The 12,318-nt window shown below is 70.2% G+C and carries 12 protein-coding genes and 2 pseudogenes; 6 read left to right on the top strand and 8 right to left on the bottom strand.

Annotation, left to right across the window (positions count from 1 at the left end; genetic code table 11):
- Positions 1-4 precede the first annotated feature (4 nt).
- Positions 5-988: a Bug family tripartite tricarboxylate transporter substrate binding protein gene (locus tag test1122_RS24740; RefSeq protein WP_232271381.1), complete on the bottom strand. Its 984-nt coding sequence runs from the start codon at positions 986-988 to the stop codon at positions 5-7.
- 299 nt (positions 989-1,287) lie between these two features.
- Between test1122_RS24740 and test1122_RS24745 the strand changes: the two genes are divergently transcribed.
- Together test1122_RS24745 and test1122_RS24750 are read left to right on the top strand one after the other, a co-directional pair.
- Positions 1,288-2,895: an ATP-binding protein gene (locus test1122_RS24745; protein WP_232271382.1), complete on the top strand. Its 1,608-nt coding sequence runs from the start codon at positions 1,288-1,290 to the stop codon at positions 2,893-2,895.
- Entirely contained in the window at positions 2,892-3,629 is a 738-nt protein-coding gene (locus tag test1122_RS24750) for a response regulator transcription factor (RefSeq protein WP_232271383.1), read from the top strand. Before test1122_RS24745 ends, test1122_RS24750 begins: the two co-directional genes overlap by 4 nt.
- Before the next feature lie 15 nt (positions 3,630-3,644).
- On the opposite strand, the gene test1122_RS24755 is transcribed toward test1122_RS24750, so the two are convergent.
- The gene (locus test1122_RS24755; protein ID WP_232272065.1) at positions 3,645-5,051 is read right to left on the bottom strand and encodes a lipase maturation factor family protein; all 1,407 of its coding nucleotides are present in this window, start codon (positions 5,049-5,051) and stop codon (positions 3,645-3,647) included.
- Positions 5,052-5,117: 66 nt separating this feature from the next.
- Positions 5,118-6,314 carry a thiolase family protein gene (locus tag test1122_RS24760; protein WP_232271384.1) on the bottom strand — a complete coding sequence of 399 codons (1,197 nt, stop codon included), beginning with the start codon at positions 6,312-6,314 and terminating at the stop codon, positions 5,118-5,120.
- A 111-nt stretch (positions 6,315-6,425) separates the two neighbouring features.
- On the opposite strand from test1122_RS24760, the gene test1122_RS24765 reads away from it, so the two are divergent.
- Complete coding sequence (locus tag test1122_RS24765; protein WP_232271385.1) at positions 6,426-7,490, top strand: NAD-dependent epimerase/dehydratase family protein; 1,065 nt, start codon at positions 6,426-6,428, stop codon at positions 7,488-7,490.
- On the opposite strand, the pseudogene test1122_RS26895 reads toward test1122_RS24765, so the two are convergent.
- Together test1122_RS26895 and test1122_RS24770 are read right to left on the bottom strand one after the other, a co-directional pair.
- A pseudogene (locus test1122_RS26895) lies at positions 7,432-7,678 on the bottom strand (sensor histidine kinase); the annotation flags it as partial. The gene test1122_RS24765 and the pseudogene test1122_RS26895 sit on opposite strands and share 59 nt — an antisense overlap.
- Positions 7,675-7,800: pseudogene (locus test1122_RS24770) on the bottom strand (response regulator); the annotation flags it as partial. The pseudogenes test1122_RS26895 and test1122_RS24770, both read right to left, overlap by 4 nt.
- A 178-nt stretch (positions 7,801-7,978) precedes the next feature.
- Here test1122_RS24770 and test1122_RS24775 point away from each other — a divergent pair.
- From test1122_RS24775 to test1122_RS24785, 3 genes are read left to right on the top strand one after another with little or no spacing between them, the layout of a single operon-like run.
- Positions 7,979-8,644 carry a glycosyltransferase family 2 protein gene (locus test1122_RS24775; RefSeq protein ID WP_232271386.1) on the top strand — a complete coding sequence of 222 codons (666 nt, stop codon included), beginning with the start codon at positions 7,979-7,981 and terminating at the stop codon, positions 8,642-8,644.
- Positions 8,645-8,676: 32 nt separating this feature from the next.
- The gene (locus test1122_RS24780; RefSeq protein WP_232271387.1) at positions 8,677-9,321 is read left to right on the top strand and encodes a TIGR04282 family arsenosugar biosynthesis glycosyltransferase; all 645 of its coding nucleotides are present in this window, start codon (positions 8,677-8,679) and stop codon (positions 9,319-9,321) included.
- Positions 9,318-9,992, top strand: coding sequence for a class I SAM-dependent methyltransferase (locus test1122_RS24785; RefSeq protein ID WP_232271388.1), 675 nt, complete (start codon positions 9,318-9,320; stop codon positions 9,990-9,992). The genes test1122_RS24780 and test1122_RS24785 overlap by 4 nt, the downstream gene beginning before the upstream one ends.
- Here test1122_RS24785 and test1122_RS24790 read toward each other — a convergent pair.
- Genes test1122_RS24790 through test1122_RS24800 form a run of 3 tightly spaced genes read right to left on the bottom strand, consistent with a single transcriptional unit; the run spans position 9,979 to position 12,284 of the window.
- Complete coding sequence (locus test1122_RS24790) at positions 9,979-11,295, bottom strand: hypothetical protein (protein ID WP_232271389.1); 1,317 nt, start codon at positions 11,293-11,295, stop codon at positions 9,979-9,981. The genes test1122_RS24785 and test1122_RS24790 overlap by 14 nt on opposite strands.
- 53 nt (positions 11,296-11,348) lie before the next feature.
- Positions 11,349-11,906, bottom strand: coding sequence for a hypothetical protein (locus tag test1122_RS24795; RefSeq protein ID WP_232271390.1), 558 nt, complete (start codon positions 11,904-11,906; stop codon positions 11,349-11,351).
- A 3-nt stretch (positions 11,907-11,909) separates the two neighbouring features.
- On the bottom strand, positions 11,910-12,284 hold the full coding sequence (locus test1122_RS24800; protein ID WP_232271391.1) for a hypothetical protein: 375 nt from the start codon (positions 12,282-12,284) through the stop codon (positions 11,910-11,912).
- Between the last annotated feature and the right edge of the window lie 34 nt (positions 12,285-12,318).

Consider the following 12,318-nt stretch of genomic DNA (forward strand, 5'->3'; position numbering starts at 1 on the left):
CCGGCTACTTCTTCAGCCCGACATCGGTGAGAATTCCAGAGAATTCCTTGTTCTGCTCATCCAGGAACTTTCCGAATTCCTTGCTGCCCAGATAGTCGTCGGTCCAGCCGAGTTTCTTGCTCTCCTTCTTCCAGGAGTCTTGCTTGACCATTTCGGCGAACGCCTTCTCGTAGTAGGCGACCTGGCCTTCAGTCAGCCCCTTGGGTGCCATCACCCCACGCCAGATGTCGAAGACGTAGTCAATGCCGGACTCGGTGAGCGTGGGGGTGTCCGGCAGAATCGGGGAGCGTTGCCCGGAGGAGACCGCGAGTACCCGCACATCCCCCGACCGCACCAGGCCCCGCACCTCTGAGGCGCCCGCGACCGCGACATCGGCGTGGCCGCCGAGCAGTGAGGTGAGGGCCTCACCGCCGCCGTCGAAGGGCACATATGTGACCTTCGACGCATCGGCCCCCGCCGCCTGCACGGCGCCCGCGAGCCCCACATGATCCAGGCTGCCCGGTCCGGAACCGCCCGCCACGCTCACCTTCCTCGGGTCGCTCTTGAGCTTCTTCGCCAGCTCGGCGAAGGTCTTGAACGGTGAACTCGCCTTGACCACATAGGCCAGCGGCTCGCTGTTCAGCCGGGCGATGGGGGTGAAGTCCCGGTAGGTCTGGTCGGACGCACCGGCCAGCGGCACCAGCAGGATGGGCGGGCTGGTGACAAACAGCTTGTGCGGGTCCTTCTGGTGCTTGGCGATATAGGACCAGCCGATGGCCCCGCCAGCGCCCGGCTTGTTCACCACACGCATCGGCCGGTCGAGGAGGTTCGCCTCGTCCAGCACCCGGGCGCTGCTGCGGGCGAGAGTGTCCCAGCCACCGCCGGTATTGGCGGGGGCGATGTACTCGATGGGCTTGGTCGGCTTCCAGTCGCCGCCGGCCGCGCTGCTGGCTTCCTCGCCGCACGCGGCGAGCAGCAGGGTGGCCGAACCAGCGGCGACGGCCGCCATGACTGCCCTTGGACCTCTACGGAACACGCTTCCTCCAGATGTGCTCTCGGCGGTGCCGCCGGTGTGCTGGAGCCGAAATGCAAACAGCGCGAGAGGCAGCCGGAAAGGGATCCGAGCGTTGTGCAGCTATTGGCGATAACGAAAGTTTTGGTCATAGTGTTCACGGCCGGAACACGCCGCTCGGCGGCACAATGTCGACGGTCGGCCGAAAGGTCGAAGGTCGAAGGTCGAAGGACGAAGGACGACGGCACACGGGCTGGCCATGCCGGTCAGGCGGATTGGTGCGGGAAGGGAGCGTGATGCGGCGGATATCCACGCCCCGCCTCTCCCTGGCCGGTCAGTTCCTCGCTCTGCAGCTCGTCCTTATCGTGGTCGTGCTGACCGTCATAGCGGCCGTATCGGTGGCTCAGTCGAACGCGGAGTTCCGGCGGACCGAGGGCCGTCGGCTGCTGAGCGTCGCGGAGACCGTGGCGTCCCAGGACGCCGTACGCGTCGGACTGGCCGATGTGCGGCGGCAGGGGATCCTCCAGCCGACGGCGGAGAGCGCCCGCAGCGTCTCGGGGGCGTCATATGTGGTCATCACCGGCACCGACCGGCGGGTTCTCACCGACCCTGACCCACGGCGGATCGGTCAGCGGCTGGAGCTGGGCAAGAGCGGGGTGCTCTCCGGGCGCTCCTGGGTGGGCACCACCGAGACCGGCAGCCGTAGCGCGCTGGAGGCGCATGTGCCGGTCTTCGGTGCGAAGGGGCGACTGCTCGGGGTGGTCGCCGCCGGGCGCGACTACCGCGGGCTCGGCGAGCGGATCGCCACCGCCACCCCGCATCTGCTGGTCTATCTGGGGATCGCCAGCGCGCTGGGCGCCGCGGGCTCGGTGCTGCTGGCCCGCCGGATCAAACGGCAGACGCTCGGTCTGGAACCGGAGGAGATCACCGCACTGGTCGAGCACCGCGAGGCGATGCTGCACGGCATCAGGGAGGGGGTGATAGGCCTCGACCGGCACGGCAGGGTGACGCTCGCCAATGACACCGCCGTGGACCTGCTGCGGCTGCCCCCCGGCGCACCGGGGAGCACCCTGGACGAGCTCGGCATCGAGCCCCGGCTGCACGATGTGCTCACCGGGCGGGTGCGGGGCCGCGACCAGGTCGTGGTCACCGGCGACCGGATGATCACGCTCAACCGGATGCCGCTGGTCACCCGGGGTGGCACGGCCGGGTCGGTGACCACGATGCGGGATCTGACGGAGCTGGTGGCGTTGCAGAGCGAGCTCGACACCACCCGCAGCGCCACCGAGACCCTGCGCGCTCAGGCCCATGAGTTCCACAATCAACTCCATGTGATCGCCGGTCTGGTGGAGCTGGAGGAGTATCCGGAGGTCGCCCGCTATGTGCGGGGCATAAGCGGCACCCACGCCCGGCGCACTGCCGAGGTGATGTCAAAGGTCGCCGACCCTTCGCTCGCCGCCCTGCTGATCGCCAAGTCGAGCCTCGCCGCCGAGCAGGACGCCACCTTGCGGATCACGGACTCCAGCGACCTTGGTCCGGTGGCGGAATCTCTCTCCTCGGACCTGGTGACCGTGGTCGGCAACCTCGTGGACAATGCGCTCGACGCGGTCCGTAACACCGGACCCGGCAGCTGGGTGGAGGTGGAGCTCGCCGAGCGGGAGAAAGAGATACGGGTCCGGGTACGGGACTCGGGGCCCGGTGTCGCGCCCGAGCTGGCCGAGGAGGTGTTCCGGCATGGCTTCACCACCAAGGCGGTGGCCCGGGACTCCCCGCGTGGGCTCGGTCTGGCCATCACCCGGCTGGTGTGTACCCGGCGGGGCGGCAGCGTGACAGCGGATGGAGCGCTGTTCATGGCGGTGCTGCCGCGGACAGCGGAGGACCGGGCGGAAGGAGACATCCCGTGATCCGGGCACTGGTCGTCGATGACGACTTCATGGTGGCCCGCCTGCACAGCAAGCTGGTTGAGCGGGTGCCCGGCTTCACCGTGGTCGGTGAGGCCCGCAGCGGCGGGGAGGCGCTGGAGGCGGTAAGTGAACTACGCCCGGACCTGGTGCTGTTGGATATCTATCTGCCTGATATGAACGGACTTGATGTACTACGCCAGCTTCGTGCTGGAGGCGCCCCGCAGACCGAGGTCGATGTCCTCGTGGTGACCGCGGCACGGGACGCCGAAACGGTGCGGGGCGCGTTGCGCGGTGGTGCCGTGCACTACATCATCAAGCCGTTCGACGCGCCCATGCTGCGGGAACGCCTTCAGCACTACGCTCGTCGGCACCAGGAGCTCGCGGCCATCGCCAAGCCGGGCCAGGACGATGTCGACCGGGTCTTCGGCGCCGCCCCCACCGGCAGTCCGGTGCCGGCCAAGCCTGCGGTGCCGGTGGCGCCCGCTATGGCCGTCGCTGCCCGGCTGCCCAAGGGCGTCACGGAGCAGACCGCCGGTCTTGTGCGGCGTACGCTCGCGGAGAGCCCGGCAGGGCTCTCCGCCTCCGAGTGCGCCGTCCGCAGCGGCCTCTCCCGGGTGAGCGCCCGCCGCTATCTGGAGTTCTTCGTCTCCAGCGGCCGTGCGCAGGTCACTCTCCGGTATGGCACCACCGGCCGTCCTGAGCGCCGCTACCACTGGCTGGCCGGTCCCGGCTGACCATGGCCGTCCGGGTCAGCGCAGGGCGACCGGTGGGGTGTAGGTGCCTACCAGCTCGCGGTGCCACCAGGCGCCGGTGTCGCGGCGCTCGCGCCAGGTTGTGAAGCGGTAGCGGTAGAGCACCGCACGGACGTGGGTGGGCGGGGCGTCCGGGAAGGGGCTGGTGCGCAGCAGCCTCAGCGTGGCCCGGTCGTTCTCCAGCAGACGCTCCAGCAGACGGGCGAACCAGGGGCGGGCATACGCGGGCGAGAGCGCGGCGAACCACATCAGCCAGTCCAGCCGGAGATGGTACGGAGCGAACTGCCGGGGCAGTCGGTGGACATCGCCCGGCTTGCCGCGGAAGCCGTACTCCCGCCACACCGTGTCCTCGGTGATCCGTTCCTCATCGGTGCCCTCGATCGCCACCTCATGCCGCAGCCGGGTGACGGTGCCGAAGGCACCGTAGGTGTTGACCAGATGGAAGGCGTTGAAGGAGCGGTTCATCTGCTGCTCCGCGGAGATCAGATTACGCACCGGCCAGTAGCTGAGCACTGCCACCAGCGCGGTGACGCCGTACACCGCGAGCTCGAACCACAGCGGAGCGGGACCGTGTGCGGGTGCCGCCGCGAGGCCCGAGCTGTCGATGGCGGAGAGCGCGAGCAGAATCGTCAGCCAGTTGAGCCAGGAGAAGTTGCCGGAGGCCACCAGCCACAGCTGGGTGAGGATGATGAAGGCGGCGGCGAAGCTGGCCACCGGCTGGGGAGTGAACAGCAGCACCGGCAGGATCAGTTGCGCGATGTGGTTGGCCGCCGTCTCCACCCGGTGCAGTGGCCGCGGCAGATGGTGGAAGTACCAGCTGAGCGGACCTGGCATCGGCTGGGTCTCATGGTGGTAGTCCAGACAGGTCAGCTGCCGCCAGCAGCGGTCACCACGCCACTTGATGAGCCCCGCGCCGAATTCCAGCCGGAAGAGCAGCCAGCGCAGCAGAAACAGTACGAGCAGCGGCGGGGCCACCTCGGCGTTGCCGAGGAAGATGGCGATGAAGCCGGTCTCCAGGAGCAGTGATTCCCAGCCGAAGGCGTACCAGGTCTGGCCGACATTGACGATGGAGAGATACAGCGCCCACAGCACCAGCCACAGCAGCATCGATGCCCACAGGGGAACCCAGTCCGCCGCCCCTGCCAGTACGGCCGCCGCCAGCACCGCACCGGTCCAGGCGATGCCCGCGAAGAAGCGGTCGGAGTAGTGGAAATGGAAGATGCTGGGGGAGTCCCGGAAGGCCGCCCACCGCAGGAAGTCCGGCACGGGGGTCAGCCCGTGCGTGCCCAGCAGCGCCCGGAACTGCAGGGCGGCCGAGACAAAGGCGATGAGATACACACCGGCCAGCGCTCGCTGGAAGACCAGTCGGCTCAGCCAGTACTCGGGCGCCGCGAACCACTCCATACCGGACATGACTACCACTCAGGCCCACCGCGACGCGGCAGCCCCGGATCGTCATACCGGAGTTCGTCAGCGCTCCAGGACCAGCGCCTGACCCTGACCGACCCCGATGCACAGCGCCGCAAGGCCCACTCCCGAGCCCGCGGCCGCGAGCTCATGGGCGACCGCCCCGGTGATCCGGGCGCCGGATGCGCCCAGCGGGTGGCCGATCGCGATGGCGCCGCCACGCGGGTTGACCCGCGCCGGGTCAAGTTCGGGCCACTCGGCCAGACAGCCCAGTGACTGGGCGGCGAAGGCCTCATTGAGCTCAACGGTGTGCAGCTCGTCAAAGTCCCGCCCCGCCTTGGCCAGGGCCCGCCGTACCGCCTCGACCGGGCCGAGACCGAAGAGCTGCGGCTCCACACCGGTGACCGCTGAGGCGCGGATCCGGGCCAGCGGCTCCCGCCCCGTGGCTTTCAGACCCTCCTCGTCGACGAGGAGCAGCGCCGCCGCCCCATCGTTGAGCGGGGAGGAGTTGCCCGCCGTGACGGTGCCGCCCTCCCGACGGAAGACCGGCTTCAGCCTGGCGAGGGCATCGACGGAGGTGGTGTCGCGGATCGTTTCATCGCGGGCGAGACTGATTCCGTCATAGGGCACGACCTCGCGGTCATAGGCACCGTCCTTCCAGGCATGGGCGGCCTTGTCATGGCTGGCGACGGCGAAGACGTCCTGCTGTTCGCGGGTGATGTGGTACTTCTCAGCGATGAGTTCGGCGCCCTCGCCGAGCGAGACGGTCCACTCGGGGCGCATCCGCGGGTTCACCATCCGCCAGCCCAGCGTTGTGGAGAAGACCTCGGGCGCCCCGGCTGGAAACGCCCGCTCCGGCTTGGGCAGCACCCATGGCGCACGGCTCATCGACTCGACTCCGCCCGCGATAGCCACCGAGGCGTCCCCGACGGCGACCGCGCGAGCCGCCTGGATGACGGCCTCCATCCCGGAGGCGCAGAGCCGGTTGACCGTGGCGCCGGGGACCGACACCGGCAGCCCGGCCAGCAGCACCGCCATCCGGCCCACATTGCGGTTCTCCTCGCCCGCGCCATTGGCGTTGCCGAAGACCACATCGTCGATACGGACCGGGTCCAGCTCCGGCGTACGGTCCACCAGGGCCCGTACGACATGGGCGGCCAGATCATCGGGCCGTACGTGCGACAGCGCGCCGCTGTATTTGCCGACCGGAGTGCGGACAGCATCGACGATGTACACATCACGGAGACGGTCGTTGGTCATGGCACCGATCGTGTCAGCCCCCGGTCGCCCTTGGCCAGACCTCACGGCGCGCCGACCCCGTCCGTGTCGGTACGCAACGTTCCTCAACCGGACATCCCCTAGCGTGGCCCTATGCGTGTGCTGGTCACCGGAGGAGCAGGTTTCATCGGGTCGCATATCGTCACGGCGCTGCGCGCGATGGGCCATCAGGCCGTTGTGCTCGATACGGCGTTTGACACCGCCGCGGCCGAGGGGACCGAGGAGGGCATCCGGGGGGACGTCCGGGACGCCGAGGCGGTCGGCGAGGCGCTGAGGGGGGTGGAGGCGGTCTGCCATCAGGCCGCCATGGTCGGCCTTGGCAAGGGCTTCGCTGATGCCTCGGCGTATGTCAGCGCCAACGATCTGGGCACCGCCGTGCTGCTGGAACGGATGGCGGACGCCGGCGTACGGCGGCTGGTGCTGGCCGGGTCGATGGTCGTGTACGGCGAGGGGCGCTACGTATGCCCGGACCATGGCGTGGTGCGGCCCGGGCCCCGGTCCGTATCCGCGCTGGACAGCGGCCGGTTCGAACCGCCGTGTCCGCGCTGCGGAGCGCAGCTGGCGCCAGGGCTGGTCGGCGAGGACGCCCCGGCCGATCCCCGCAATGTGTACGCCACCACCAAGCTGGCGCAGGAGCATCTGGCCGCGGCCTGGGCGCGGGCCACCGGGGGGCGGGCGGTGAGCCTGCGCTACCACAATGTCTATGGCGACGGCATGCCCTACGACACCCCCTATGCCGGGGTGGCCTCGTACTTCCGCACTTCGCTGGAGCGGGGCGAACCGCCGAGGGTCTTTGAGGACGGGGCACAGCGCCGTGACTTCATCCATGTGGCCGATGTCGCGGCGGCCAACGCCGTGGTGCTGGAGGCGCTGGCAGGGCCGGACCAGCTCCCCTGGCTCCCCGCGGGGAAGCTGCGCGCGTACAACACCGGCAGCGGTGAGCCGCACACCGTGGCGGAGATGGCCCATGAGCTGGCGGCGGCCTTCGGCGGACCCGAGCCGGTGATCACGGGGGAGTACCGGCTGGGCGACGTCCGTCATATCACTGCCTCCTCGCAGCGGCTGCGCGAGGAGCTGGGCTGGCGGCCCCAGGTCGGTTTCACCGCGGGGATGGCAGACTTCGCGAAGGCGCCGCTGGCATCGCCGCGGGGAGCGTGACCTCAAAGCGGCAGCCGCCGGGGACATTACGCACCGAGACGCGCCCGGAGTGCGCTTCGACTATGCCGCGCACAATGGCGGAGCCCAAGTCCGGCGCCCGAAGGAGGCGTACGCGCGCCGTTGCCGCTCCAGCCGGTGTCGAAGACGCGGGGCAGATCCCCGGCGGGGATGCCGCCGCAGCCACCAGCATCAGATCCAGGATGACCAGATCGGGTGGCGTGGCCTGAGCGCGGGCGAGCGCGCCGGGCCCGCTGCCGGCCCGGTCGACGGCGAAGCCCGCGCGGCGCAGATAGCCGGACACCACCTCCATAACGGTCGGGTCGTCGTCCACGACGAGGATGCGGCGGGGCGGGGCCGGTCAGTCATGGGGCGAGTCTCGCACCCGAACGGGTGCACATCACCGTAGGAGTGGGGCCGGGCGCGAGCAGCAGAGTTGCGTAAGGCACTAAGGTCATATTTGCGTATTTTGTCTCACTAGGGCGAGAGAGATGAACAAAGCCCGAACGCAGCAAGGGAATCTGGTGCTGCCCTGCCTTGACGAGGCCGCGGCGCTGCCCTGGGTGCTGGCGCGGATCCCCGACGGCTGGAGCGCCATTGTCGTCGACAACGGCTCCACGGACGGCTCAGCGGAGCTCGCCCGTCAGCTGGGGGCCCGGGTGGTGCACGAGCCGCACCGTGGCTTCGGAGCCGCCTGCCATACCGGGCTGCTCGCCGCCGACGCGGAACTCATCGCCTTCTGCGACTGCGACGGATCGCTGGACCCGGACGCCGCGCAGCGGATCGCCGGTCCCGTCCGGGAGGGCACGGCAGACCTCGTACTGGCGCGCCGCCGCCCGACCGGTCGCGGGGCCTGGCCGCTGCACGCACGGGCCGGAAATCTGGCCCTGTCCCGGATGATGCGGCGGCGCACCGGAGTTCGGCTGCATGACCTGGGGCCACTGCGGGTGGCGCGCCGTGAGGAGCTGCTCGGTCTGGGCTTGACGGACCGGCGCAGCGGCTACCCACTGGAGATGGTGGTGCGCGCGGCCGACGCGGGCTGGCGCATTCGTGAGACCTGGGTCGCCTACCGGCCGCGTGCCGGCCGCTCCAAGGTGACCGGCACCTGGCGTGGCACCTGGCAGGCGGTGCGGGACATGCGGGCGGTGCTGCGGTGACCTCGGCGGGGACACCGGCGGTCACACCGGCCATGACGCCGAGCGGGCCCACCACAGCCCTGGTGATCGCCAAAGAACCGGTGCCCGGTCGCGTCAAGACCCGGCTCACCCCGCCCTTTACACCCCAGGAAGCGGCCCGGCTGGCGGCGGCCGCGCTCGCCGACACCCTCGCCGTGGTGGCAGCACTGCCCGTACGCAGAAGGATCCTGGTGCTCTGTGGCCAGCCCGGACCGTGGCTGCCCGCGGGCTTCGAGGTGGTGCCGCAGTGCGCGGGCGGACTGGACGCGCGCATCGCGGGGGCCTTCGCGCTGTGCGACGGGCCCGCGCTGCTGGTCGGTATGGACACCCCGCAGCTGACCGCCGGACTGCTGGCGCCGGCCCTCGCACCGGACGGCTGGGAGCGCCGCGACGCGTGGTTCGGTCCGGCCGTCGACGGCGGCTTCTGGGCGCTCGGACTGGCCGCGCCCGACCCGGGGCTGGTACGCGGGGTGCCGATGTCCAGTGTGCGTACGGGAGCGGTGCAGCGGCAGCGGCTCATCGATGCCGGGCTGACCGTAGGCGAGTTGCCGACGCTCCGGGATGTGGACACCGCGACGGACGCGGCCGCCGTCGCCGCCCGGACGCGGGGGCGCTTCGCCGACGTCTACGCCGGAATGCGGCGAGCGGGGGCGAGATGACGACCACCTCGCCACCGTCAGCGGACCGGCTCCCCTGGCATACGGACCCCTACGCGGACGCACTGCGGGCCGGGCGTGGTCCGCTCTTTCTGCGCCGCCCGGACGGCTGGCTGCTGCCGCTTGAGGTGGAACGCTGGTGCGCGGGCGCCGACGCGGCTGATATGTCCGTGCTGCGCCGCTGCACCGGTTCCGTGCTGGACATCGGCTGCGGTCCGGGCCGTCTGGTCTCCGCTCTGACCCGGCTCGGCCGTCCGGCGCTGGGCATCGACACCGCGCCCGTCGCGGTCCGCTACGCACGGCGGCTCGGTGGCGCGGCGCTGTGCCGTTCCGTCTTTGAGCCGCTGCCGGGCGAGGGCTGCTGGTCCACCGCGCTGCTGCTGGACGGCAACATCGGTATCGGTGGCGACCCGGACACCTTGCTGGCGCGGATGGACGAACTCCTCGACCCCGCCGGTGTTCTGCTGGCCGAGGCCGCACCGACGGAGGTGGAGGAGCGGGTTGAGGTGCGGCTGGACGATGGCAACGGCGGCTGCGGACCGTTCTTTCCCTGGGCACGCATCGGCCGAGCGGCGCTGCGCAAGCGGGCACGGGCGGCCGGGTGGCGGGTCATCGAGGAGTGGACGTACGACGAGCGGCCCTTTCTCCTGCTGCGCAGGGTCACCACCCCGTGATCAGCAGATGGTTGACCGTCAGCGCGACCCCGGCCTGCGCGGCCAGCCACCAGCGGTGGTCGCGCTCAGGCAGCAGCGCGGCGGCGGGCAGCAGCCACAGTGCGAACGGCAGCCAGATCCGTTCCGTCTCCGCCTTGCTCATCCCGGACAGATCGGCGAGCAGCATCGCGCACAGCCCGCCCGCCACCAGGACCACCAGCGCCGTACGCCGCACCTGGCGACCCGCCGCCCGGCGCAGTCCGGCCACGGTCGCCAGGCCCACCACGACGACCTGCGCGGCGAGATTGGCCCAGACGAAGTAGCCGTACGGACGTACCCTCGCCGCGCCCTGGTAGTAGCGCTCGACCAGCGTGGTGTACCCCTCGAACCACCAGAAGCCGGCCGCCGTGAAGGCCACCACCCAGGGCAGTGCTCCCAGCACCACCCATGGCACCGGGCGCAGGCTGCGGGCGGCGAGCAGCACGGCCGCCGCCACGAGCGCCAGCAGCGCCAGCCCGTACGACAGATAGACGGTCCAGCCGAACAGCACCCCTGAGCCCAGCGCCGCCAGCCGGGGCGCCCGTACGCTCCGGGTCGCCGCCAGCGCCAGCAGCGCCACGGCCCAGGCGCCCACAGCGGCGAAGTAGCCGTCCGCCGACACCCCGATCCAGACGGCCGCCGGAGCCAGCACCAGGAACGGTGCGGCCCGCCGCGCGGTCTGGGCACCGCACAGCGCCCGTACGGTCACCAGGATCGCCGCCGCCGCTGAGGCGCCCACCGTAACGACGAAGACCGGCCCCCAGGCACCGCCGCCCAGCCCGATCCGGTCCAGCCCGACGAAGGTGAGCAGCGCGCCGGGCGGGTGTCCGGCGACATGGACGGGCCAGGGGTCCGGGGCCTCCAGAAGGATGCGGCTGCTGAACTCGCGCAGCGTCGCGCCGAGGTCGCGTACTTCGTCGACGGACCGCAGGTACTCGTACTGTGTGGTGAGCCGCCCGGTCACCCCGCGATCCCAGCCGTCGATCAGCGCCAGCGACCAGATCCAGGCCATCGACGCACCCCAGGACGCCCACACCAGCGGTCGCCAGCTCAGCTGCCGGGCGATCACCGGACCGTATCCGATGATGAGTACGGCGACGGCGAGCGCGGCCGGGGTGCCGGGGCCGATATGCGGTTCCCAGTGGGCGTACAGCGGCGGCCAGCGCAGCCGTAGGGTGCCGTCGCCCTGCTCGATCAGGTGACCGATGACGGCGGCCACGGCGAACAGCAGTACGGCGGCTCCGGCGGCGTACAGATCCTTACGGCGAGCGGGGCAGAGCGTCACGCGCTCACGGTAGGACGGCGCCGGACAGTAAAAGGCGCAGACGCGGCAGCCGGTCAGAAACGAATGGGCACTTCATCAGGAAGCTCGGGAAAGACTTTGATCCGTGCCTCGGTCACGCACTCCACGGCCATCGGCTCATCATCGGCGGAGGCGGCGAAGTCCGCGACATTACGCTCCTTTCCCGTGAGGGACACATCCCGGCCTCGCAGGCAGTCGCCGACCACGGGGAGCAACTCCTGGTCCATCACATGCCGCTGAGCCTCGACGAACGCCGGTTCGATCAGTGAGAGATGAGCGAGATTGCATCGCTGTATGGCCTCGTTGTAGGCCGCTGGATCGCCCGTGGGCGTGATGTGGTACAGCAGGGTCACACCATCTACCGGGCTGCGTACGGGATCACCCACCGTATAGCCCGCTTCCTTGACGCAGGAGATGAACCGGTCCACCGCTGTGCGGTATTCCGCCGCGGTGACGGTGCCGTCCCGCAGTGCCCAGCGCTGTCCGGGCAGTGGCACGTCATCGGGTGTGCCCTGGCCGCCGTCGTTGGTGGCCAGGGCACAGCTGGTCGCCGTAGCCAGCATCAGCCCGATGAGCAACGGCGCTGTGCGCATGGGTCAGGACCGGGTCACATTGCAGTTGTCGCAGCCCCAGTGCAGGCCGTACTTGGCCTTGCTGTTGAATCTCGCGGTGGCGTAGGCCGATTTGCTCGAACCGTACACGCGCCTGGACTGGTAACCGTCATTGCGCTGCAAGGCCGCACTCAGCCTGCCCTTGCAGGTGCCGCTCTGCTTGGTGGTCTGTGCCCAGCTGTGTCCTTGGGTGGCGCTTCCGTTATGGCCGCTGGCGACATAGTTCCTGCCGCAGCTGCGTTTTACGGTCCGGTTGTTCCCCAACGCGTCAGCGTCGGTTGCGACGATGAGGGGCGCGAACGCCACCGCCGCGGTCACCGCGGCGAGTGTGGTCAGCCGTAAGCCCCGGGTGTGTGTCATGGTCATTGATCTCCCCCGATTCCCTGGAGAGTGA

This window comes from Streptomyces gobiensis (genome assembly GCF_021216675.1).
Taxonomy (GTDB): domain Bacteria; phylum Actinomycetota; class Actinomycetes; order Streptomycetales; family Streptomycetaceae; genus Streptomyces; species Streptomyces gobiensis.